The sequence below is a fragment of the Deltaproteobacteria bacterium genome, from assembly GCA_019309545.1.
GTDB lineage: Bacteria > Desulfobacterota > Desulfobaccia > Desulfobaccales > Desulfobaccaceae > Desulfobacca_B.
This window is the reverse complement of sequence record JAFDGA010000009.1, coordinates 1-23,640: the sequence shown is the minus strand read 5'-3', so window position 1 is coordinate 23,640 and position 23,640 is coordinate 1. Positions and strand designations below refer to the sequence as shown.

General features: G+C 53.9%; 24 protein-coding genes. 8 read left to right on the top strand and 16 right to left on the bottom strand.

Going from position 1 to position 23,640, the window contains the following annotated elements:
- Positions 1 to 141 precede the first annotated feature (141 nt).
- The 15 genes from ptsP to JRG72_04110 all read right to left on the bottom strand — a co-directional run bounded on the left by ptsP (position 142) and on the right by JRG72_04110 (position 12,495).
- A complete protein-coding gene (gene ptsP / locus JRG72_04180) occupies positions 142 to 1,941 on the bottom strand; it encodes a phosphoenolpyruvate--protein phosphotransferase (GenBank protein ID MBW2134421.1) in 1,800 nt (599 codons plus the stop codon).
- The gene (locus JRG72_04175; GenBank protein MBW2134420.1) at positions 1,941 to 2,246 is read right to left on the bottom strand and encodes an HPr family phosphocarrier protein; all 306 of its coding nucleotides are present in this window, start codon (positions 2,244 to 2,246) and stop codon (positions 1,941 to 1,943) included. Before JRG72_04175 ends, ptsP begins: the two co-directional genes overlap by 1 nt.
- Before the next feature lie 72 nt (positions 2,247 to 2,318).
- Complete coding sequence (rsmI, locus tag JRG72_04170) at positions 2,319 to 3,218, bottom strand: 16S rRNA (cytidine(1402)-2'-O)-methyltransferase (GenBank protein ID MBW2134419.1); 900 nt, start codon at positions 3,216 to 3,218, stop codon at positions 2,319 to 2,321.
- Between the two features lie 2 nt (positions 3,219 to 3,220).
- Positions 3,221 to 3,583: a YraN family protein gene (locus JRG72_04165; GenBank protein MBW2134418.1), complete on the bottom strand. Its 363-nt coding sequence runs from the start codon at positions 3,581 to 3,583 to the stop codon at positions 3,221 to 3,223.
- On the bottom strand, positions 3,573 to 4,217 hold the full coding sequence (locus JRG72_04160; protein MBW2134417.1) for a ribonuclease HII: 645 nt from the start codon (positions 4,215 to 4,217) through the stop codon (positions 3,573 to 3,575). The genes JRG72_04165 and JRG72_04160 overlap by 11 nt, the downstream gene beginning before the upstream one ends.
- 32 nt (positions 4,218 to 4,249) lie before the next feature.
- The gene (gene rplS / locus JRG72_04155; GenBank protein ID MBW2134416.1) at positions 4,250 to 4,597 is read right to left on the bottom strand and encodes a 50S ribosomal protein L19; all 348 of its coding nucleotides are present in this window, start codon (positions 4,595 to 4,597) and stop codon (positions 4,250 to 4,252) included.
- A 17-nt stretch (positions 4,598 to 4,614) separates the two neighbouring features.
- The gene (gene trmD, locus JRG72_04150; protein ID MBW2134415.1) at positions 4,615 to 5,361 is read right to left on the bottom strand and encodes a tRNA (guanosine(37)-N1)-methyltransferase TrmD; all 747 of its coding nucleotides are present in this window, start codon (positions 5,359 to 5,361) and stop codon (positions 4,615 to 4,617) included.
- The gene (gene rimM, locus JRG72_04145; protein MBW2134414.1) at positions 5,351 to 5,869 is read right to left on the bottom strand and encodes a 16S rRNA processing protein RimM; all 519 of its coding nucleotides are present in this window, start codon (positions 5,867 to 5,869) and stop codon (positions 5,351 to 5,353) included. Before rimM ends, trmD begins: the two co-directional genes overlap by 11 nt.
- Before the next feature lie 4 nt (positions 5,870 to 5,873).
- Positions 5,874 to 6,104 (bottom strand): KH domain-containing protein, encoded by a 231-nt coding sequence (locus JRG72_04140; GenBank protein ID MBW2134413.1) that lies wholly within the window; start codon positions 6,102 to 6,104, stop codon positions 5,874 to 5,876.
- Positions 6,105 to 6,317: 213 nt separating this feature from the next.
- The gene (gene rpsP / locus JRG72_04135; GenBank protein ID MBW2134412.1) at positions 6,318 to 6,587 is read right to left on the bottom strand and encodes a 30S ribosomal protein S16; all 270 of its coding nucleotides are present in this window, start codon (positions 6,585 to 6,587) and stop codon (positions 6,318 to 6,320) included.
- 233 nt (positions 6,588 to 6,820) lie between these two features.
- The gene (gene ffh, locus JRG72_04130) at positions 6,821 to 8,158 is read right to left on the bottom strand and encodes a signal recognition particle protein (GenBank protein ID MBW2134411.1); all 1,338 of its coding nucleotides are present in this window, start codon (positions 8,156 to 8,158) and stop codon (positions 6,821 to 6,823) included.
- Between the two features lie 77 nt (positions 8,159 to 8,235).
- A complete protein-coding gene (locus JRG72_04125; protein MBW2134410.1) occupies positions 8,236 to 9,672 on the bottom strand; it encodes an RtcB family protein in 1,437 nt (478 codons plus the stop codon).
- A 55-nt stretch (positions 9,673 to 9,727) separates the two neighbouring features.
- Complete coding sequence (locus JRG72_04120; protein MBW2134409.1) at positions 9,728 to 10,174, bottom strand: archease; 447 nt, start codon at positions 10,172 to 10,174, stop codon at positions 9,728 to 9,730.
- A 299-nt stretch (positions 10,175 to 10,473) separates the two neighbouring features.
- Positions 10,474 to 11,061: a DJ-1/PfpI family protein gene (locus JRG72_04115; GenBank protein ID MBW2134408.1), complete on the bottom strand. Its 588-nt coding sequence runs from the start codon at positions 11,059 to 11,061 to the stop codon at positions 10,474 to 10,476.
- Between the two features lie 69 nt (positions 11,062 to 11,130).
- Complete coding sequence (locus JRG72_04110; GenBank protein MBW2134407.1) at positions 11,131 to 12,495, bottom strand: TrpB-like pyridoxal phosphate-dependent enzyme; 1,365 nt, start codon at positions 12,493 to 12,495, stop codon at positions 11,131 to 11,133.
- Positions 12,496 to 13,065: 570 nt separating this feature from the next.
- On the opposite strand from JRG72_04110, the gene sat reads away from it, so the two are divergent.
- The 8 genes from sat to JRG72_04070 all read left to right on the top strand — a co-directional run bounded on the left by sat (position 13,066) and on the right by JRG72_04070 (position 23,108).
- Complete coding sequence (gene sat / locus JRG72_04105) at positions 13,066 to 14,346, top strand: sulfate adenylyltransferase (protein MBW2134406.1); 1,281 nt, start codon at positions 13,066 to 13,068, stop codon at positions 14,344 to 14,346.
- Positions 14,347 to 14,389: 43 nt separating this feature from the next.
- Complete coding sequence (locus JRG72_04100; GenBank protein ID MBW2134405.1) at positions 14,390 to 14,695, top strand: hypothetical protein; 306 nt, start codon at positions 14,390 to 14,392, stop codon at positions 14,693 to 14,695.
- 194 nt (positions 14,696 to 14,889) lie between these two features.
- Positions 14,890 to 15,327 (top strand): adenylyl-sulfate reductase subunit beta, encoded by a 438-nt coding sequence (gene aprB, locus JRG72_04095; GenBank protein MBW2134404.1) that lies wholly within the window; start codon positions 14,890 to 14,892, stop codon positions 15,325 to 15,327.
- A 35-nt stretch (positions 15,328 to 15,362) separates the two neighbouring features.
- A complete protein-coding gene (locus JRG72_04090; protein MBW2134403.1) occupies positions 15,363 to 17,312 on the top strand; it encodes an adenylyl-sulfate reductase subunit alpha in 1,950 nt (649 codons plus the stop codon).
- 308 nt (positions 17,313 to 17,620) lie between these two features.
- On the top strand, positions 17,621 to 18,880 hold the full coding sequence (locus tag JRG72_04085) for a CoB--CoM heterodisulfide reductase iron-sulfur subunit A family protein (protein ID MBW2134402.1): 1,260 nt from the start codon (positions 17,621 to 17,623) through the stop codon (positions 18,878 to 18,880).
- Positions 18,881 to 18,883: 3 nt separating this feature from the next.
- On the top strand, positions 18,884 to 21,019 hold the full coding sequence (locus tag JRG72_04080; protein MBW2134401.1) for an FAD-dependent oxidoreductase: 2,136 nt from the start codon (positions 18,884 to 18,886) through the stop codon (positions 21,017 to 21,019).
- Between the two features lie 12 nt (positions 21,020 to 21,031).
- Positions 21,032 to 22,144: a quinone-interacting membrane-bound oxidoreductase complex subunit QmoC gene (qmoC, locus tag JRG72_04075; GenBank protein MBW2134400.1), complete on the top strand. Its 1,113-nt coding sequence runs from the start codon at positions 21,032 to 21,034 to the stop codon at positions 22,142 to 22,144.
- A 181-nt stretch (positions 22,145 to 22,325) separates the two neighbouring features.
- Positions 22,326 to 23,108 (top strand): YkgJ family cysteine cluster protein, encoded by a 783-nt coding sequence (locus tag JRG72_04070; protein MBW2134399.1) that lies wholly within the window; start codon positions 22,326 to 22,328, stop codon positions 23,106 to 23,108.
- A 342-nt stretch (positions 23,109 to 23,450) separates the two neighbouring features.
- Here the strand turns inward: JRG72_04070 and JRG72_04065 are convergent.
- Positions 23,451 to 23,640, bottom strand: a 190-nt coding sequence (locus JRG72_04065) for a TIGR00374 family protein (protein ID MBW2134398.1), incomplete at its 5' end; no start/stop codon positions are given.

Sequence of the window (23,640 nt, the reverse complement as noted above, 5' to 3'; positions counted from 1 at the left end):
ATTGAAAACTTAAGCATGGTCCCCAAAATTTATCCCAACCGCCCGCTGGAGATGGCCAAGCTTTGGCTTAACGCACTGCAATTTTCCTGGCAGGGGCGACCCGGTGGATCGCCCCTCTGGGCTTGATCCCTTGAGGCCTGATTAATAATTGCTATTAACTAACTCGCGGCCAAACATAAAGACTTCGGGAAAACGGCGGGCCATGAAATTAGTCACATAAGAAGACACGGCCTCTATCGACCCCAATTGCAAGGCCTGGTGGGCAAATTCCTGGGCTTCCTGCATGGTGGCCATCCGAACGATCCTTTTCACTACCGGGATCGAAGGGACATTCATCGATAGTTCATCTACCCCCAGACCCAGCAGAATGGGGGTATAGAACGGGTCACCGGCCATTTCGCCGCACATGGCCACCGGGATGCCCGCAACATGGGCCGCGTTGACCACCTGCTTGACCATCCGTAAGACCGCGGGATGCAGCGGCTGGTACATCTCGGCCACATATTTGTTGCCCCGGTCAACGGCTAGGGCGTACTGGATCAGATCATTGGTGCCGATACTGAAGAAATCAGCTTCCTGAGCCAAAAGATCGGCCAACATAACCGCGGCTGGGACCTCAATCATGACCCCCACAGGTATATGAGGATCAAAGAGTAAGTTTTCCCGTTGGAGTTCGGCCTTGATATCCTCCAACATCCGCCGGGCCGCCACTACCTCCTGAACTCCGGAAATCAGGGGAAACATAATCCGGACCGAGCCAAAGGCCGAAGCTCGCAGAATGGCCCGCAACTGGGACCGAAAAATCTGGTGTTCTTTCAGACAGAAGCGGATCGCCCGCAACCCCAGGGCCGGGTTCATCTCCTGGACATAATCCGAGTAGGAGGCAAACTTGTCACCGCCAATATCCAGGGTGCGGATGGTCACCGGCTTAGGCTTCATAATGTGGGCCACGGTCTTATAGTCTTCGAATAACTCCTCTTCGGTGGGCAGGTGGTGCTGTCTCAGATAGAGAAATTCAGTGCGATACAGGCCGACACCGTCGGCCCCGTAATCCAAGACCAGATCCAGTTCATCCTGAAATTCAATGTTGGCCATGATCCGGGTCGGATAATCATCGAGGGTGACCGCCGGCCGAAAACTGGCTCGATTTACTTCCGCTTTGAAGTTTTCGAATTTCTTTTTACGATCCAGATAGATGGCCATCATTGAAGTATCCGGATTGACGATGACCGTGCCGGTCAAGCCGTCAAGAATCAGTGTATAACCGGTATCGATCTCCCGGGTGGCGTTTTCTACCCCTACGACGGCGGGAATCCGCAGGCACTGGGCCATGATCGCGGTATGGGCAGTCTTGCCGCCCATTTCCGTGATGAAACCCTGAACCTGATCGACCGACATCTGGGTGGTATCGACCGGCGACAGGTTCTGGGCGACAATAATCACCGGCTCCTTGAAGTTGGTGAAACTGGAGGAATTAGTGCCGGTAAGATGGCGCAGGATACGTTCGCTGACATCTTCAATGTCTTGGACCCGGCTGCGGATATATGGATCTGCGATCTGTTCGAAGAGTGCCTGAGCCTTTTTGACCGCTTGTTTTACCGCCCATTCGGCATTTATCTTCTCCTGCTGAATGAGCCTGAGAGTCTCATCCAACAGCAGGCGATCCTGGAGAATTAACAGATGGGTGTCCAGGATGTAAGCATGTTCCCGAAAATCCTCTGGAATGGCCTCCTTGCTCTGGATCAATTCCTGCTGGGTCAGGGCAATGGCTTGCCGAAAGCGTTCCTGTTCTTGCGCGCCTTGCTGGGGAGAGCTTAGATAACGGTAAAAAATCTGAATCCTTTTGCGGTCAGCCAGGACATGTGCTGGTGCGATAATGATCCCGGGAGAAGCGGCAATGCCCTTTAAAATTTTATTTTGGGGCCAGACTTCCTGGACCATCAAGGTTCTCCAAACCGTAGTCGAAATAATTCCTGCAGGGCCTGCAGGGCCTGGCTGGCCTCCGGCCCCTGGACCCGGACCTCCACCGTCGTCCCCGGGGTGCAACCCAGGCTGAGAATTTCTAGAATGTTTCGGGCGTTTGCCATAAGGCCATTGTTTTCCAATATAATTTCAGCCTGATGCTTCTGAGCCAAGGCGGCAATCTGGGCCGCCGCCCGAGCATGCAACCCCAATCGGTTACATACTAGTAATTTGCCCTGGTAATGGGGGCGTTCCAAATCCAGATCAGACGTTACAGATACCATCCCGCCATATTCCAATTTTATCCGGTTGCTGGGTATCATCAGCCAGATGCCGGGGACCTCAATCCTCACCGGTCAGGCCAGGCGCTTCTGGGCCTTTAAATCCAGATAGGTCTGATATACCAGACGGCGGGGCAGACCCAATTCCCGAGCCACCCGGGAAGCGAGGGTTCGTCCGCGGTCCTGGGAGTCCTGGGCCGCAGCCAGCAAGTAATCAACCAGATCGTGACCTTGGGGAGCTTCCCCCGTTGGCCGCGAGAGCACCAGAGTGCACTCGCCCTTAATCTCCTGCCCGGCAATCTGGGACAGGACCTCGGCAATAGGTCCCCGCCAACATTGCTCATAATATTTAGTCAATTCACGGGCCACTAAAATCTGGCGGTCACCCATGATTTCGTTAAGTTCGGCAAGGGTGGCCGCCAGTCGCCGAGGGGATTCGTAAAAAATCAAGATCCTCTCTTCTTGAGCCAGACTTGATAAAAATTCCCGCCGCTTCCCGCCTTTGCGGGGCAAAAACCCGATAAAACTGACGTCGCCCTTAAACCCGGAGATTGACAGGGCGGCGATCCCGGCCGCCGGACCCGGGATAGCCACCGCGCTCAGACCGGCCTCCGAGACCTGAGCCACCAGCGCCGCTCCCGGATCGGAAAATCCCGGAGTACCGGCATCACTGACCAGAGCGATATTCTGTCCTTCCCGCAGGCGTTGCAGTAATTCCGGCCCCCGAGTTGCTTGATTATGAGCCTGATAACTGATCAGAGGCGTGGCAATCTGATAATGCGTCAAGAGTTTCCGGGTCTGGCGGGTGTCTTCAGCCGCAATCAAATCCACCGCGCTCAAAATTTTTAAGGCCCGCAAGGTGATGTCTTCTAGATTGCCGATGGGGGTGGCGACCACATACAGACAGCCCTGGGTCTCCAGTTCCCCCGCCTTCGGTAAGTTGATTTTTTCTGGTTTGTCCGGGGTGCGTCGCATTGCTATCCCCCAAAGGCGTAGGGGATAATCTCTACCTTGATGTCCTGTCCCTGGACTGAAATAGCCACCACGTCGAAGCGCATGGGCCGGGGAGTCAGACGCCGGTGTTTTAGGTAATATTGCGCCAAGCGATGCAACCGCGCCTGCTTGCGGCTACTGATGGCTTCCCGGGCACTGCCAAAAGTTTTACTCTTTCGGGTTTTGATCTCCACAAATACCAAGGCCCCCTGATGTTGGGCAATGAGGTCAACCTCTCCCAGGGGAGTGGTATAATTGCGTTCCAGGATTTTATAGCCCTGCCGTTTTAAGGTGGCTGCGGCCAGTTCTTCTCCGGCCTGGCCCAGGATACGGCGGCTAGGGGTCATAATGGTGCTCCAACCATTCCCGCACTCCCCGAAAGGTGCGTCGATGCAATGCACAAGGGCCCCAACGGCGGATCGCCTCCCGATGTTCGGCGGTGCCATAGCCTTTATGGCGGGCGAAGTTATATTGGGGATAACTGCGGTGGTAAGCGATCATTTGCCGATCCCGAAAGACCTTGGCCAACACCGAGGCCGCGGCGATCGATAAACACCGGGCATCACCCCGGACCACCGGTTGTTGCGGATAGGTTAGAGGCAAGCGCCAGGGGCCGTCAATCAGCACCATTTCCGGCTCCCTGGGCAGGGCCTGCACCGCTTGGCTCATGGCCAGCAGGGAGGCAGTCAGAATTCCTTGGCGGTCAATCTCCTGAACTTCGACGGCCTGGATGGCATAGGCCAAGGCCTGGGTTTTGATCTGCTGGTCAAAGACCTCCCTCTGGGACGGACTCAAACGTTTGGAATCAGTTAGCCCCTCAAGATGGGTGCGTTGCGGCAGGATAACCGCGGCGGCTACTACTGGCCCGGCCAGCGGTCCCCGCCCGACTTCATCTACTCCGGCCAACAGGGTCAGACCCTGAGCCCGGAACCACGATTCCGGATCGTCGACGGCATGATCAAGTAAAGGCCGCTGGTCCACCGGGCTGCCTGCTTCCCCTTGCCGCTCCACGCTTAACTGACTCGCTTCTCCTTGACCCGGGCGGCCTTGCCATAACGATCCCGGAAGTAATAAAGCCGTCCCCGCCGGACCCGGCCCCGACTGATCACTTTAATATGATCGATACTGGGCGAATGCAACGGGAAGGTGCGCTCTACACCTACGCCATAGGAAATTTTGCGTACCGTAAAACTGGCCCCGGTATTGCGACCGCGTTTGCGGAGCACCATCCCTTTGAATACCTGGATGCGTTCCTTATCGCCTTCGACGATCCGGACATGCACCTCGACGGTATCACCGGGGCGAAAGTCGGGCAGGTCCGCTCGCATCTGCTCCTTTTCCAGGAGATCAATCCGTTCCATGTTTTCCTCGTTCCTAGTTATTCTTCTGACCCGCTTTCAGCCTCCCTGGTCAACTTGGCCAGGAAATGCTGGTCTTCTGGGGTAAGCGAAGCAGTCTTTAGTAATTCTGGCCGCCGTTGCCAGGTGCGCCGTAAGGCCTCCTGTCGCCGCCAACGAGAAATGCGTTGGTGATCGCCGGATAGTAAAATTTCCGGCACTGCATGTCCGTTAAAGAATTGCGGCCGGGTATAATGGGGGTATTCCAACAGGCTGTCCTGAAATGATTCCTCCGCGGCTGACTCGGCATCACCCAAACTGCCCGGCAATAATCTGGTCACTGCATCGATCACCGCCAAGGCGGGAATCTCTCCCCCGGTCAGAATATAGTCCCCGATGGAGATTTCCTCGTCAATATAATAGCGGACCCGGTCATCCACCCCTTCATAGTGGCCACAGACCAGAAGTAAATGTTGCTGGCGGGCCAAAGTTGCCGCCAGCGGCTGTTTAAACAAGGCCCCCTGGGGACTGAGGAGAATAACCTGCACCACGGCATCCTGTTTCCGGACCCAGTTAATCGCCCGGGCCAGTGGCTCGATTTTTAACACCATGCCGGGTCCGCCCCCAAAGGGTCGATCATCGGTTACCTGATGGCGATCCAGGGCAAAATCTCGCAGATTAATGACCCGGAAGTGGACGACCCCCTTGTGCTGGGCCCGCTTTAACATACTCTGCTGCAGCGGCGAGTCGAAAAACTCGGGAAACAAGGTGAGGATGTCAATCTGCACGGTTTTCGACCACCCCGATGTTCGGGTCGATTGTCATCCAGCCCTGTTCTAGGGATATGTCCTGAATCACCTCTTCTCTGGCTGGAATAAGATATTCCTGGTCGCCTTCCCGAACCACGTAGACATCATGTGCCGCAGTGGGGATAATCTCCGTTACCCGGCCTATCCAGGCTCCGGTATCAGCCCGATAAACGTCCAGTCCCAGAATCTCATGCCAGTAATATTCACCCGCCGGTAAGGGCGGCAAACGCTCCGCGTTCCCTCGGAGGTCCTGGCCGATCAAGGCTTCAGCCTGGTTTCGGGTATTGATGCCCGCCAGACTGAGGAGCAGATGTTGTTTATGCGGCCGGACGCCGGTCACTTGATAGTGGCGGCCGTCGATCTCTACTTCTCCGATCTGGAGTAAAATCTCGGCACTGTCGGTCTCGGCCCGTACTTTGAGCTCACCTCGGATACCATGGGCACCAATTACTCGCCCCAGAAAAATCCTGGGGGGCGAAGTTTGCATGGTATTATTCGATGATTTCTAATACTGCCCGTTTGCGGATTTTGGTGGAGGCGGCGCTCAGAATGGTGCGCATGGCCCGCGCGGTCCGTCCCTGTTTGCCAATGACCTTCCCCAAATCTTCCTTGGCCACCTTGAGCTCGATCACCGAGGTCTGCTCACCCTCAATTTCGGTAACTTCCACTTGCTCGGGATGATCCACTAGCGACTGGGCGATGTATCGGATCAACTCTTTCATCTTACGGACCTCCGTTAGCGGATAACATTGGAAAACGGGCTTGCCCGGTTGCCCCGGGTTACCGCGCCAGTAGCACTCCCTCCCCGGCCACCGGCGATTAGTGATCGCCGCCAGGCTGATCATGCCTCACCTGAACCTCAAGTCCCGATCAATCCCAGGGTAATGTTAAGAGACACTGCCCTGGGCCAGCAAAAGTTTTGCCCTCCTCTACATCTAGTTATGGGGTGGCGGAGCCGCACCTGGGGCTAAACCATATTTCTTCAGCAGACTGGCCACGGTCTTGGTGGGTTGGGCCCCGCGATCCAGCCACTGTGTTAATGGTTCGGCTTTCACCGTAACCCTGGCCGGCTCTTGATTGGGGTCATAGGTGCCAATGATTTCGATAAACCGGCCATCCCGGGGCGCCTCACTATTGGCCACGACGATGCGGTAAAATGGTTGTTTTTTAGTCCCATGGCGGGCCAGACGGATTTTTAAGGACATTGATTTATACTTTCTCCCTTTTTTAAGAGTTTTCTGTTTTCCTTTTTCAGTTTTCTGTAAAAAAATCTTAATTTAATGTGAGGCTGACAATTATGGCCAGAAACCAAAAGCCTTAAAACCAAGCTTTCATAAAGCCAAACATTCTTGCCTAATCTAAGGTTTAGGTTATAGTTCTCAACTAAACTTAACTTTCTTATATTTTTGCATTAATCTTTGAAACCGAAAACCGTATTTCAAAAGCCGAACGGCATAAACCGGCGTTTGCCGCCCTTTTTTCCGGCTTGGACCATTTTTTTCATCATCTTCTGGGTCATGGCAAAATTCTTCAGCAGGCGGTTGACCTCCTGAACCGTAGTGCCGCTCCCCATCGCGATGCGGCGCCGCCGACTGCCGTCGATAATCTGATATTGGGCCCGCTCCTTGGGGGTCATGGAATTGATGATGGCCTCGATTCTGACCAGTTCCTGTTCATCCGGCTGCATGCCTTTGAGACCCTTAACCCGGTTAAGGCCGGGAATCATATTCATTAACTGTTCCAGGCTGCCCATCTTGCGGACCTGTTTTAGCTGATCCCGAAAATCCTCCAGGGTAAAAGTCTCTTGGCGGAGCTTGCGCTCCAGTTCCTGGGCCTGTTTCGTATCAAAAGCTTCTTCGGCCTTTTCAATCAAAGTCAGGACATCACCCATGCCCAGGATCCGGGAGGCCAGCCGATCAGGATGAAAAACCTCCAGGGCATCAAGCTTTTCCCCGACTCCCAGAAACTTGATCGGCCGGTCGATCACGGCCCGCATGGACAGGGCCGCCCCGCCCCGGGCATCCCCTTCGATCTTGGTCAGGATGACCCCGGTGAGATCTAACAGCTCGTGAAATTTCTGGCCCACCTGAACCGCGTCCTGGCCGGTCATGGCATCAGCTACCAATAAAATCTCTTTGGGGCCAACCTGAGCTTTTATGTCCTTAAGCTCGGCCATGAGCGGCGCATCAATATGGAGGCGACCAGCGGTATCCAGCAACACGGTATCAAGGCCCTGGGTGTAGGCCTGTTCCATAGCGCTAGCCGCGATCTCTACCGGATTCTGACCAGGGCGCAGTTGATAAGTTTCGACCCCGATCTCGGCCCCCAACTTCTGGAGCTGCTCGATGGCTGCCGGGCGATAGATATCAGCCGGGACCAGAAAGGGCTGACGTCCCTGTTTTTTTAATTTTAAACCCAGCTTGGCGGCCGTAGTGGTCTTGCCGGAACCCTGAAGGCCGACCAACATCAGGGCGATGGGCGGCTTACCGCTCAAATCCAGCCGCGGCGCCTCCCCCCCCAACAGCTCAATCAACTCCTCGTGGACAATCTTGATCATCTGTTGACCGGGAGTTAAGGAGGCCATGACTTCCTGGCCCAAGGCCCGCTCCCGCACCCGGTCAATAAAGGCCTTGGCCACCTTATAATTGACGTCGGCTTCTAAGAGGGCCAGCCGCACTTCGCGCAAGGCGGCATAAATATTGACTTCGGTAAGCTTGCCATGCCCCTTGAGCTTCTTGAAAACTTGAGCCAGCTTGTCGGATAATCGGTCAAACATCCAGGCCTGCCAAAAAAATTAATCTTTTACATTAAACCGGAAATAATAGAATTGTCAAGGAAAAACATCAACCGCTGCTACCCTTTGATCACCCCCAAGGGGTGCAATTTGGCCACCTTACGGCTGATCCCCGCGCCGTGCACCACCTCCACCACATTATCCACATCTTTATAGGCCTCCGGTATTTCTTCGGCAATGGTCCCCCGACTGGCGCCCCGCACCACGATCCCTTTGGCAGCCAATTCCTGGAGGATCGACCGGCCTTTAGCGGCCTTTAGAGCCTGGTGGCGGCTGAGAAGGCGACCGGCCCCATGGCAGGTGCTGCCAAAGGTCTCCATCATGGCTTGCGGAGTCCCTACCAGAACGTACGAATACCGTCCCATATCGCCGGGAATCAGCACCGGTTGACCGACCTCCCGATAGGCCTCCGGAACCTCGGGGTGATGCGGCGCAAAGGCCCGGGTCGCTCCTTTGCGATGCACGCAGACCTTTTTAGTTATTTGATTAATGGTGTGAGTTTCAATCTTGGCGATATTATGGGCGACGTCATAAACCAACTCCAGGCCCAAGACCCGGGGGCCAGCCTGCCACACCTGCTCAAAAGACTCCCGCACCCAGTGAGTGATCAACTGGCGGTTGGCAAAGGCAAAGTTGGCCGCCGCGGCCATGGCCGCCAGATATTGCTCACCCTCGGGCGAAGTGAGGGGTGCACAGCAGAGTTGTCGGTCCGGCAGTTCAATACCGTATTTGGCCGCCGCCCTCATCATAATTTTAATATAATCATCGCAGACCTGATGTCCCAGCCCCCGGGAACCGGTATGGATGATTACCGTAATCTGCTGGGGGAACAGACCAAAGGCTCGAGCTATGGAGTCGTCAAATATTTCACCTACATAGCCGACTTCGACAAAGTGGTTACCCGAGCCCAGAGTGCCCAATTGGTCGCGTCCCCTCTCTAGGGCCTTGTCGGAGACCAGGTCGGCATCAGCCCCGGGAATCTGGCCCCCGGCTTCGATATGTAGCAAATCGTCGGCAGTGCCAAAGCCGTTTTTAACGGCCCAGGCCGCTCCCGCCCGTAACACCTGCCGCAGCGTCGGGAGGGTCAGTTTTAAATCCTTCCGTCGGGAGCCCAAGCCGGAGGGAATATTGCGGAATAAGGCATTCACCAAGTCTTCCAGGATCGGCTCTACTTCCTGGTGTTGCAGGTTGGTGCGCAACAGGCGGACGCCGCAATTGATATCATAGCCCACCCCACCTGGCGAGATTATTCCCTCGGTCATATTAAAGGCCGCCACCCCGCCGATGGGGAAACCATAGCCCCAATGGATATCGGGCATCGCCATCGAAGCCCCCTCGATGCCGGGCAGGGTAGCCACATTGGCCACTTGCTGGATGCTTTGATCAGAGCGGAGATCAGGCAACATCGCCTGGGAGGCGAAAATCAGCCCCCGGGTCCGCATCTTGCCGATTGGCGGAATCTCCCAGCGATATTGATCGATCTGACGAAGCTTAATTTCGTTAGACTTAGATACCATAATTTATCAAAAGCTTAGTCACCCAAGGTTTAATCTAAATATCCAGGATGATCGTGGCTTGCCAGCCCGCGGCGGTCTCCTCGACCTCCAGGTTATGAAAGGTAGCTGCCTTGATCCCGGTATTGCATTGATGGCGTTCCGGGTCAAACGGTTCCCCCTTAAGCACGGCCCGCAGTCGATTAGAAGAGATTTCCTGGACCTCAATCTCCTTTCCCAGAAAGCCGGTGGTATCAAAGAGATACAACAGTTGGTTGAGCCACTCTACCAGGAGCGCCCCCGGATCAGGGGCCTCCACCTCCACCTCTTGGGTAATTAAAGGCCTGATTCCCCGGCGATCGGTCATGACCCCGTACAAGCCCCGGCCAGCGTTGGCAAAAAGCTCGGCCAGGCTCTCTCCATACAGCCGGAGACCCACATCCGCGGTATGGGACAGAAGGCGGTAACCGGGTTTAGATCTGGAGGGATTAGATTTTTGCACCATGAGTAGCCTCAACCCCGGTATAGGCCTATTAGATTTCGATTAATCTTTATTAAATTTGACAGATCCACTGCTATTATGCAACCTTGAATTACCATTAGCCATTTACCGACCATTTTCTGCTAATTGTGCAACAGGTTATCAAAGTTGGGGAATATTTCCGATCTGGGAGAGGTAAAGCCAGAGCCCGCCGCACCCGGTTTTTTTATAATTGAGCCGCGAACGGCACTATCAGGGTAGTTAAACTTGGCATTCCAGCAAAGGGGGGATTGGACTAGAATGCCCTGAGGCACCCGAGCTTTTTACTTCTGGAGCTGGGTCAAAATGGCCTGACCGAAAGCCTTGGCCGCGGGCGGGCCGGAAGCGGTGACCAATTTGCCGTCCACCGTGACCAGGGCACCGGTATAGGTGGCGCCAGCTTTCTCTAAATCGCTCTGGGCACTGGGGTAGACCGTGGCCTGTTTACCTTTTAGCAGGCCAGCCCGGGCCATCGTCACCGGCGCAATGCAGATGGCCGCCACTACCTTATTTTGGGCCGCGGCCTGGCGGGCCAAAGCCAGAGCCAAAGGATCATCAAAATATACCGAGGCGCCGCTCCCTCCCACGAAGATCACTGCGTCATAATCTTCTACCTTGACCTCCTTTAACAGCAGATCGGGCTTGACATGGGCTCCCTCCATGCCCCGGCATACGGCCTGGGTGGAGGCCACTGTTACTTTGACCCCGCCTTGCTCCAGGACCTGTTTGGTGACTAACAGCTCCTGATCCTGAAAATTTTGTGGGGCAATCAGCATCACTGCCTGGGGGGCAAACTGAGCCAGAGAAGAGATCCGCCCCAAACTGATAATTATGGTTATGGCGATCAGACTCGCAAAAATCTTTCGGCGCATCATTTCCTCCACTATGATAACCTTAAGTTATGTTAAAGCCGGGCAGCCAGGAGGCCGCCCGGCCTGAAATTAAGCTCTTACCTTAGGAATCTCAGCAATAGCCTCGTGAATTTTCTCATCGGGATATTCATAATCTTCCAGTTTGCCCCCTAAATAGGCATCATAGGCCGCCAGGTCGAAATGGCCGTGACCGCTGAAGGCGATGACGATGCATTTTTCCTCGCCGGTGGCCTTGCATTTCAGGGCCTCATCAATAGCCGCATGGACGCAATGGGCGGTTTCCGGGGCCGGAATGATGCCCTCGGTGCGGGCAAAGGTAATGGCCGATTCAAACACCGGGGTTTGCGGGTAGGCCCGAGCCTCCATAATTTTATCATGCACCAGCAGGCTGAGCAGCGGGGCATCGCCATGATAGCGCAGGCCCCCGGCATGAATCCCCGGCGGTATAAAAGAGTGCCCTAAGGTATACATCATAATCAGTGGCGTCAGACCGGCGGTGTCGCCAAAGTCATAGGTATATTGACCTTTGGTTAAGGTCGGACAGGAGGTTGGCTCCACGGCAATGATGCGGATATCCTCGCCCTTTAATTTGCGCGGCACAAAGGGGAAGGCAAAACCGGCGAAATTACTGCCGCCACCGACACAACCGACCAGGATATCGGGTTTTTCCTCACCCGCCAAGGCGAGCTGCTTCTCGGTTTCGAGGCCGACAATGGTCTGGTGCAAGAGCACATGATTGAGGACGCTGCCCAGGGAATATTTGGTATCTTCGTGCTGCACCGCATCTTCCACTGCCTCGGAGATGGCAATCCCCAGGCTGCCGTTAGAGTTCGGATCTTTGGCCAGGATGGCGCGACCGGAATTGGTCATATCGGTCGGAGAGGGGAAAACCTCGGCCCCCCAGATATGGATCAGGGAGCGGCGATAAGGTTTTTGGAAATAACTCACCTTCACCATGTAGACCCGGCATTCCAGGTCAAAACATTTGCAGGCAAAGGACAGAGCACTGCCCCACTGTCCCGCCCCGGTCTCGGTGGTCAGACGGCGGACGCCTGCCTGTTTGTTGTAATAGGCCTGGGCTACGGCGGTGTTGGGCTTATGACTGCCGGGAGGGCTGACTGACTCGTTTTTATAATAGATGCGGGCCGGGGTTTTAAGCTCCGCCTCCAGCCGCCGGGCCCGGTGCAAGGGCGAGGGCCGCCACAGGCGGTAGATGCGCCTCACTTCATCCGGGATGTCAATCCAGCGTTCCTGACTGACTTCCTGTTTGATCAATTCCATTGGAAAAATCGGAGCCATATCCTCTGGTCCCAGGAGCTTATGGGTGACTGGATGAATATAGGGCGGCATGGGCCGGGGCAGATCAGGCTGAATATTGTACCACTGCTGAGGCATTTCCTGCTCACTCAGAAAAATCTTGTAAGAATCCTTCACGGGAGCTCTCCTTTTTTCAATAATATGACAGCATGTTTATCGAATAAGATCACATACTGTCAAGTCCTAATCGGGAATCGGTAAAAAATTTCTCTAACCAGCTTTATTGCTGGTGGGTCGCGGCTCTGGAAGGAGTCTGCCCAAATTGTGGCGTCCGGGCAGATACCTTGTGCCATTAAGGACAAAGACAACATTATGTTGCTCGGTTAATAACTATATGATATTTCTGGTTAAATAAGTGAGCCGGAATTATGTGGCCGGAGTTATAACAACTATTGCCACTCCTGCTTATTTTTTGATAGATCAAAGCCCGAAAAATTTCTTGACAGGCCCCAACTAGATCGGATATAAATAGATAGTGCTAACATTCACGAGCATCTCGGCCTGATAATCGTTTACATTAGCCGAGTCCGTGACTGGCAGAGGCCCAAGGGGATTCACCAAGCGGGTGGGGATGAGTGTAATGGCGAAATTATTGTTTAGTCTGCTCCGGGTATAAGAAGTCTTATCAAGATATAGCTGTTGGGCATAATGCAAGAATTCCGAATAATTTGAAGAAAGGGGACCAACATGGAAATGATCGGTCATGGGGGCAAGCCGCTGGTCGAACAAGTTGTCACCGACAGGGACGAAGCCCTTAAAATGATTAAGGATTTAAAAACGATGCCGGTCTCCCGGCAGATGGCCACCGAAGCCATCGGCATCGCCTATGGGTTTTTTTCACCCATCGAAGGTTTTATGAAGAAAGCGGATGTGGAGTCCACCTGCAAGAAGATGGAGCTGGCGGACGGCACAGTGTGGAGCATTCCCCTGGTTTACGACATCTCCGATCAGGAGATCGCCGATTATGGGATCAAACAAGGTGACAAAATCCTCCTGACCTACGAGGACAATCCCTTGGCCATCTTCGAAATCGAGGACATTTACAGTTACAATAAAGAAAGTATGGCTCAGGATGTGTATGGGACCAAAGAGGAGAAGCATCCGGGGGTCAAGCGCACCTATGCATACAAAGATAAGTTCCTGGGTGGCAAGATCACCCTGGTGAACGAACCCAAGATCCGGGAACCCTTCACTTCCTACTTCCTGACCCCCCGACAGCACCGGGAATTATTCGCCAAGAAGGGCTGGCAGCGCATTGTCGCCCACCAGACCCGGAATGTCCCCCACTCCGGTCACGAGTGGCTGATGAAACACGCCTACATCGCCGCCCACGGGGACCTGCCGGTGGAGCAACAGGAAACCCTCCAAGGTCGGGCGATTTCCGGGGTCCTGGTCAACTGCATCGTCGGGGAGAAGCGCACCGGTGACTACATCGACGAAGCCATCGTGTTGTGCCAGGATGAGCTGCGCAAATCCGGCTACTTCCGGAATGATATCCACATGGTGACCATGACCTTCTGGGATATGCGTTATGCCGGACCCCGGGAGGCGGTGCACCACGCCATCATCCGTACCAACCTGGGTCTGACCCACCATATGTTTGGTCGGGACCACGCCGGGGTGGGCACCTACTATCATTCCTATCAGGCCCATCACCTGCTCATGAGCATCCCCAAAGAAAAACTGAACATCACCCCCATCTATGTCTTGGAATGGGCCTTCTGCCCGCACTGCGGCGAGGTTACCTGCGTCGGCCTCTGCGGGCATCACGATGAGCTGCAGAAATTCAGCGGCACCAAAATCAGGTCGATTATTATGGATGAAGTGAAACCGACCCGCCTGATTTTCCGGCCAGAGGTCTTTGATGTGGTCATGGAATGCTCCAAGAAATACGGCTTTGGTTCTCCATTTGTCACCACCCAATATCTGGAAAAGGCCAAGCCGGCCTTCAGCATCGAACCGCTGTAACTCTTAAGGCTGCGGTCCGCGAATCTGCAAAGGAGGAAATGAAATGGCTGAGACTTTCCCCATCAATATATGGATCAATGAAGAAAGGTTCCATGCTCTCAAGGATGCCGGTCTGGCGGATTTACTGAAGGAAGAGCTGGCGGGCATGAAGGTGCTCATCGTCCCCTGTACTGCCAGCCAGCGGGATAAGATCTTGGAACTGTATCCCATGGCCAAGTTTGATGCGGCCACCACCAAGAGCATCGAGCTCCTTCCCAAGGATGTTAAGGATAAAATCTACAACATGGTGGTCCAGAAAAAGAGCCTGGAGGTTATGGACGAGTTTATCAAAAGCGTTGAAAAGAGTTGAGTCCTTGTGGAGACCGGAGGATGCCCAAGTCTGTTTCAAGTTGATCATATGATGCCGGCAACTCCAAAAGGTTAAACACCAATCTCGACCTTGGGTAGAGAGAGGAGGTGGAAGAGGGACGGGAAGAGCTTCTTTAAAACCATAAAATGTGAACCAAAGTTTAAGCTGATAAATCTTTTTAGGAGGAACCACAAATGCCAAGCTTTGTAATCGTAGAAAAATGTGATGGTTGTAAAGCGCTGGACCGGACGGCTTGTCAGTACATCTGTCCCAATGACCTGATGATTCTGGAACCCGAACCAAGACCTGATGGTACAAAGAAGGCCTATAACCAGGAGCCGGATCAGTGCTGGGAATGTTTTAACTGCGTCAAGATCTGCCCCCAGCAGGCCATTGAAATCCGTCATTATTCCGACTTTACGCCGCTGGGTTCGAGCACCATTCCGCTGCGCGGCACCGATTCCATCATGTGGACCATCAAGTTCCGGGATGGCAAGACCATGAAACGCTTTAAGTTCCCCATTCGGACTACCCCGGAAGGTTCCATCGACGTCTATAAGGGTAAACCGGAAGCGGACCTCAGCAAGATTAAAGAGCCCGGGTTCTTTAATACTCCGGCTCGGGAGAAGTAGATCGCTACCCTCGAAAAACTAAGGAGGTCAATCCTATGGAAAAAGAAGTTTGTAAATGGTCGTTTTGTGAAAAACCCGCGGTCGAAACGATTGAGACCGATTTTCTAATCGTCGGTGGCGGCATGGCGGCCTGCGGGGCCGCGGTAGAAGCCAAACGCTGGGCGGACGCAGCTGGCCTCAAGGTAACTCTGGTAGATAAGGCGGCCCTAGACCGCAGCGGTGCAGTGGCCATGGGACTATCGGCCATTAATACCTATGTCGGTCCGGAAAATACGGTTGATGACTATGTGCGCTACGTCCGTCAGGACCTGATGGGCATCATCCGGGAAGACCTGGTCAAAGACGTCGGTCGTCATGTCGATGATAGCGTGCACCTGTTCGAGGAATGGGGCCTGCCGATCTGGAAAAAAGATAAAGAAGGCCACACCGTCGACGGTCAGACGGCTATCGATGAAGGTTTGCCGGCCCTGAAAGATGGTGGTCAATGTTGCCGTTCGGGTCGTTGGCAGATGATGATCAACGGCGAATCCTATAAGGTTATCGTTGCTGAGGCCGCGAAGAATGCCCTGGGCATGGATAACATCTATGAGCGGGTGTTCATCGTTAAATTGATGGTCGACAAAAACGATAACAATCGGGTCTGCGGCGCGATTGGCTTCAGCGTCCGGGAGCGCAAGGTCTACGTCTTTAAAGCCAAAGCCGTATTGATCGCCTGTGGCGGCGTGGTCAATGTCTTCCGGCCCCGGTCGGTAGCCGAAGGTCAGGGGCGGGCCTGGTATCCGGTCTGGAATGCCGGCTCCACCTACGCCATGGCCGCGGAGATCGGCGCCGAAATGACCATGATGGAAAACCGCTTCGTCCCGGCCCGGTTCAAGGATGGTTACGGCCCGGTCGGCGCCTGGTTCCTGTTCTTCAAGGCGCAGGCGACCAACGCCGCCGGCGAAGAGTATATGAGCAAGAACCAGGAACGGCTGCGCCAAGAATACCCCGGCTATGCCGATGCTCCGGGCACCTGCCTGCGTAACCATGCCATGATGATCGAGATGCGGGAAGGTCGCGGCCCGATCTATATGCACACCGATGCAGCCATGGCCGAGTTGGCCAAGGTGCTGAGCAAGAAAGAACTCAAGCATTTGGAGGCTGAGGCGTGGGAAGACTTTTTGGATATGTCCATCTCCCAGGCGTCGCTGTGGGCTGCCACTAACACCGAGCCGGATAAGAAAAAGTCTGAGATCATGCCTTCGGAACCCTATCTGCTGGGTTCGCATGCCGGCTGCGCCGGTCTGTGGGTAAGTGGTCCGGCGGATCTGGCCCCGCCCGAGTGGAACTGGGGCTACAACCGGATGACTACCGTAACCGGGCTATTTACTGCAGGTGACGGTACTGGCGCCTCCGGGCATAAGTTCTCCTCGGGCTCCCATGCCGAAGGCCGGATCGCCGGCAAATCGGCTATCTCCTTCATTATAGACCACAAGGATGATAAGCTGGAATTCGCTCGGGATGTAGATGAAGTCATTGCCGAAATCTATCTGCCCTTCGAGATCTACGAGAAGTACAAGAACTACACCACTGATCCGGTGGTCAACCCCAATTACATCAAACCGCGTCATCTCCAGGCCCGGTTACAGAAGATCATGGACGAGTACTGCGCGGGGGTAACCTCCCAATACTTTACCAATGAGACTTCCCTTAAAACCGGTCTGGAAAATCTGACCATGCTGAAAGAAGACGCGGCCCGGATGGCGGCGGAGGATCTGCATGAACTGATGCGCTGCTGGGAAAACTATCACCGCATCCTGGCCGGTGAGGCCCATCTGCGGCACATTCTGTTCCGCCAGGAAACCCGCTACCCGGGTTATTATTACCGGGCGGATTACATCAAGATCGATGATGACAACTGGAAATGCTTTGTCAATTCCAAGTACAATCCCGCCACCAATGAGTGGGAAATTAAGAAGGTTCCTTACAAGCAATTGGTTAGCTAAGCATTTCCCGGATCCAACTTAAAACTCCAGGCGCCTAAAGCGCCTGGAGCCATTCAAAAAGTGCCACAACTAAATGAGGTGGCCCAGACTAGGCCTTGCAAACGCTGAACGTTTAGGGCCGTTTTGCATTGAAGGCCGTGGCGCCTAGGGGCCACGGCCAATTTACTGCCAACTTCTCCAGCCCTGGCTATGAGGGAGGGGAAGTCGGGAGCCAGGACCGAGGAGATGGGCCTTTTCCCTGCCGCTCCAAGTTAACGGATAAAGCAAAACCGGGTTTTTCTAATGATAGGCATCTAAGGAGGAATGGCGTGACACCGAACGACCGCAAAGTTCTGGTCATCGGGGGAGGGATGAGCGGCCTGACGACGGCACTCGAAGCCGCGGAATCGGGCGCCCAAGTCGTGATCGTGGAAAGGAGCCCGTACCTGGGTGGGAGAGTGACCCAGTTGAATAAGTACTTCCCGAAGCTCTGTCCCCCCACTTGCGGGCTGGAGATCAATTTTCGCCGGATCAAAACCAACCCTGATATCACCTTTTATACCCTGGCGGAGGTGACTCAAATCTCCGGTCAGGAAGGTAATTTTGACGTCACCATTAAAGTTAAGCCACGTTATGTGAACGACAATTGCGTGGCCTGCGATAAATGTGCTGAAGTCTGCCCGGTAGAACGGGTCAATGATTTTAACTATGGACTTGATAAAAACAAAGCGGCCTATCTCCCCTTTGATATGGCCTTTCCCCTTAAATACGTCATCGACGATTCCGTATGTCTGGGCTCAACCTGTGCCAAATGTGTAGAGGCGTGCGCCTATAATGCTATTGACCTGGCAATGCAGCCACAGACGATCAATCTCAAAGTGGGAGCTATCGCCCTGGCTGGCGGCTGGGATCTATATGACGCCACCAAGATCGACAACCTGGGATTTGGCACTGTTAAAAATGTCATTACCAATATGCAGATGGAACGGCTGGCGTCACCCAATGGTCCTACTGAAGGCCGTATTCGGCGTCCCTCGGATGGCCAGGAGCCCAAAAATGTAGCCTTTGTTCAATGTGCCGGTTCTCGGGATGAAAACCACTTGCCGTATTGTTCGTATATCTGCTGCATGGCATCACTGAAACAGGTGACTTATCTGAGAGAACAGGACCCCGAGGTAACAGCCAGCATCTTTTACATCGATATCCGCAGTCCCGGACGCTACGAAAAGTTCTTTTGGAAAGTCCGAGATGACGAAAATGTCGAGTTGATCAGGGGGAAAGTGGCCAAGATCACCCAGGAACCTGGGACCGACAATGTTATCGTCGAAGCTGAGGATACCACGACGGGAGATAAGATCCATAAGACCTTTGAACTGGTCGTGCTGGCCGTGGGCATGGTTCCGGCCACCAAAGCCATGAAACTGCCGTTGAACATCTCCTATACTGAAGACGGTTTCATCGTGCCGGCGTCACTCCCGGCCGGAGTCTATGCCGTCGGTTCCCTGAAAAGCCCTCTTGATGTGGCAAAATCAGTCCAGGAGGGCACCGGAGCCGCCATCAAGTGTCTTCAGAGCCTGGGAGGTAGGTAGGATATGGAGAAAAAACTAGGTTTTTATGTCTGCAAAGGATGCGAGATCGGGCAATCCCTGGATATCGAAGGCCTGCTAAAGGTTGCCGCTAAAGAGGGCAAGGTTCCGATCTGCAAAGAACACGATGTCCTATGCAGCCCGGAAGGAATAAAATTTTTACAGGACGAAATCGCCAACGAGGAGATCAACACTCTGGTCATTGCGGCCTGTTCTCCCCGCGTCAAGTTTGAGGAATTTGACTTTCCGGGCTGTTTAACAGAGCGAGTTAACCTACGGGAACTGGTGGTCTGGTCCCATGAGCCTAACCATGAAGAGACCCAGGCTCTGGCCGAGGATTATGTCCGGATGGGCTGTGCCAAAGCCAAAAGAGCTGAAATTCCTGAGCCTTATGCCAGTGACCCGATTGACAAGACGGTTATGGTCATCGGCGGCGGCATAACCGGCTTAAGCGCCGCCCTGGAAGTAGCCAATCTGGGCTACTCCGTAGTTCTGGTGGAAAAAGAGGCCGAACTGGGCGGCTATGGGGCCAAACTCTATCGCCAATGTCCCCGGAGCTATCCTTATCAGGTACCGGAAGAGCCAGCGGTCTTCTCCAAGATCAAGGAAGTCCAAGCCCATCCTAAAATTAAGGTGATGACCTCCTCACAAGTGGAATCGACCGAAGGCCAGCCAGGGCTGTATGATGTGGTGATTAGATCGAACGGCAACCTGGAAACCATAAAAATCGGGGCCATTATCCTGGCGGCGGGCTGGAAGCCCTACGATCCTACCAAGTTAAGCCATTTAGGATATGGGCTGTCGCCGGATGTAATCACTAATATCCAGATGGAAGAACTGGCCAACAAAGGCAAGATCCTGCGGCCCTCGGACGGTCGGGAGGCCAAACGGGTGGCCTTTATCCAGTGTGCCGGCTCTCGTGACCCGGACCATCTGCCTTACTGCTCTGCTTTTTGCTGTATGACCTCCTTGAAACAGGCCCATTATGTCCGGCAGATGAATGACGGACTGGCCTACATCATTTATAAAGACATGCGGACTCCGGGGCAGTATGAGCTGTTCTATAAAAGTATGCAAAACGATCCGGGCGTCATGCTGACCAAAGGCGATGTTACCGGAGTCAGCCGGGGAGAGGGCGGTAACCTGTACGTCCACGCCGAAAATACTCTGCTGGGCGAAAAGGTCAAGTTCGAAGCTGACCTGGTGGTGCTGGCTACCGGCGTCGTTCCCACGACCCTGGATGACCCCGTCACCAACCTTACTTATCGTCAGGGTCTGGGACTGCCCGATCTGGATTTATACGACGGGTTTGCAGATTCCAACTTTATCTGCTTCCAGTATGAAACCCGCCGCACCGGGATTTATGCTGCCGGGTGTGTGCGCCAGCCGATGGATATGGCTACCTGCATGGAGGACGCCGCGGGTGCGGCGCTCAAGGCAGTTCAGTGTCTGGAACATACTGCCAAGGGCATTGCTGTGCATCCTCGTTCCTGGGATATTACCTTCCCCGATCCCTTCATGCAACGTTGCACCCAGTGCAAGCGCTGCACCGAGGAATGTCCATTTGGGGCCATTGACGAAGACGAGAAAGGTACCCCGTACTTCAAGATCAATCGTTGTCGTCGCTGCGGTACCTGTATGGGAGCCTGTCCCGAACGGATCATCTCCTTCAAGGACCTGAGTGTCGATATCGTCGGCTCGATGATCAAGGCCATGGACGTCCCTGAGGAAGGCTTCCGGCTGATCGGGCTGGTGTGCGAAAACGACGCCTATCCGGCCCTGGATGCGGTCGGATTGCATCGCTTACAGTTCGACCCGCGCATCCGCTTCATTCCCATCCGCTGCCTGGGGTCTTTTAACCTGGTATGGATTGCCGATGCCCTGTCCCGCGGGATCGATGGGGTTCTGCTGCTGGGCTGCAAATTCGGAGAGGATTATCAATGCCACTTTGCCAAAGGCAGCGAACTGGCCAACGAACGGATGGGCAAATTGCAAGAGACCCTTGATCGATTGGCGCTCGAATCCGAACGGGCCCAGCTCATTGAAGTGGCAATCGATGATTTTGACCGAATCCCTGGAATCATTGAGAACTTCATGGCGCGCATCGAAGAAATCGGGGAGAATCCATTCAAGGAGTTTTAGGAGGTTTGTTCCATGGCTGAGGAAATTGTCGTTAAACCAGATGTTGAGTTTATAAAACGTGTCCAGAGCGCCGGGGGCGAATCTCTGAAAAAATGTTTCCAGTGTGCGACCTGCTCGGTGGTGTGCAATCTCTCCCCCGACTCCAAGCCCTTTCCACGCAAGGAAATGAACTGGGCTAGCTGGGGGCTGAAAGATCAACTGGTCAAAGACCCGGATATCTGGCTCTGCCACTATTGTGGCGATTGCACCGCTTATTGTCCCCGGGGCGCTAAGCCCGGGGAGGTGTTGGGGGCGATCCGACAGGTTGCCATCGAGCACTACTCCTGGCCCACCCCCCTGGCCCGGATGGTCAATGACCCGAAATATCTGCTTTTCTTGATTGCCTTCCCCTTAATCTTAATCGGGGCGGCCATCCATTATTTCGGTAATTTCAGCCCAGAGGGGCCGATCATCTATTCCAAGATGCTCAAGCCCTGGCCTTTTGTGGATTTTATCTTTCTCGGTGCCGCGGCCTTTGCAATAGTGGCCTTTGCCAAAGGGGTAACGGCCTACTGGAAAGACCTCAACATAAATCCCTGGAAAATCCGGCTGAAGGAAAATGTTTGGCTGGCCGTGGCCGAGGTCGTCAAAGATATCTTGTTCCACAACCGCTTTCGGAAATGCATCACCTATTATAACCGCTCGACTTCGCATCTGTTGGTGTTTCTGGGTTTTGTGGGACTGTTTATCACCACTGCTATGGCTGCTACCTACGAATGGATCTTACATAAGGAATCACCTTATCCGATTACGGATCCCTTAAAATGGGTGGCAATTCCCAGTGCCATCATTCTGTTGTATGGCATCTGGCTGGTGATCCGCGACCGTCAGCAGGCTCAGGAGCAGGCCGGCCCGGGGAGTTACTTTGACTGGCTGTTGATCTGGGTAATCGCCGCGGTGGCGGTTACGGGCGCCCTGTGCCTGGTCTTGCGCTGGATGGGATTGGCCATCCTGGCCTACCCCACTTATTACCTGCATCTGGTATCGGTGTTTTTCCTGTTTTTCTATGCCCCGTACACAAAAATGGCGCATATGGTTTACCGGACCACTGCCATGATTTACTGCAAACTGGCGGAGCGAGAATAACAAGAAAACCATTTTGGTAGAGGCCGTAGGCAAAAACCAGGACCGTTAAACAGGCCGGTTTTCGATAGTGAAACCGGCCTGTTTGTTTTAGGGGTTGCCGGGAATTTATGTTATATTGCCATAAGTAACATTTTAAGGCGCAATACGCCCAACCTACTTAAGGAGATTTTTTATGTACACCATGTACAGCATGCGGGATGTCAAACCCGTCAAGCTTAGTCTAAAAAGCAAATTCCGGTTTAACTGCCACCCGGGCATCTCCTGTTATACCCAATGTTGTGGCCGGATCAATATTATCCTGACCCCTTACGACATTATCCGTCTGAAGCACCGCCTCGGCCTTAGTTCGGGAGAATTTTTAAGCCGCTATACCCGGGAGGAGATTGAGGAAAGATCGGGTCTGCCCATTGTCTTCCTTAAGATGCAGAACGATCAGGACAACCTCTGTCCGTTTGTTACCCCTGAGGGCTGCACCATCTATACCGACCGGCCGGCCGCCTGCCGTTACTATCCCATCGGTCAGGGAACCTTGCAGAAAGAAGACGGGATCGAGGAGTTCTATTTCCTGATCGCCGAGAAACATTGTTTGGGCTATAAGGAAGATCACCTATGGACCATTGAATCCTGGCGGCTCGATCAGGAAGTGGCCCAATATGATGAGCTCAATGCGGAATGGAAGGCCATGATGCTGCGTCGCGACTCCCAGACTCGAAAGCCAATTGACCCCAAGCAGCAGACCCTGTTTTATCTGGCCAGTTATGATCTGGATAACTTCCGGCGCTACATACTTGAGAGCCGTTTTCTGGAGGTTTTCGCGGTGGCGCCGGAGACCCTGACCGCGATCCAAAACGACGACGTCGCCTTATTAAAGTTCGGTTGCCAATATCTGAAATATATCTTGATGATCGAAGAGAGTATGAAGCTCAAGGCCGGGACTGCAGCCTCGCTGGCTACCTCGAAATAACCATCGCTGGATGTTTTTTTCCTCTTTTCAAAAAGCCGGGTTTGTGCTAAAAATGGTGGTAGAAAATCCAGTAGGGGCTTGGATTGATAAGGATCCGGTTTGCCGGGGTTGCATGAAGATGGATGAAGAAGTTACTATGATGCGGGGGTTTATCGACGCCATCTCAGCTGAGGAGGCCAAAGAAAAAGATCTTGTCTGCGCCCGCTGCGGCAAGAAAATCGCCCAATAATAAAAGCGTCAACCATGGCCCTCTGGGAACCCGGGGGGCCAAAAATTATTGTCACTCCTAAGAGATTTCCCGATCAATAAGTCCTTCCTGTTATTGATTGATGGCGGGACGGCTTATGTCTCATAAGCCAATACCACCAGACCGACGGCCAGCCAAAAGCCTTCCCGCAGGCGGCGGATGACGCTGAAAGTGGCCCCCAGAATGGCCCCCAGGTGGAGTCCCATGGTCAATAAGATATTGCCTCCGTCCTGAACCCCCAGATTGCCGGGAATAAAAAAGGCCAGCGAGGTGATCAGAATCGCC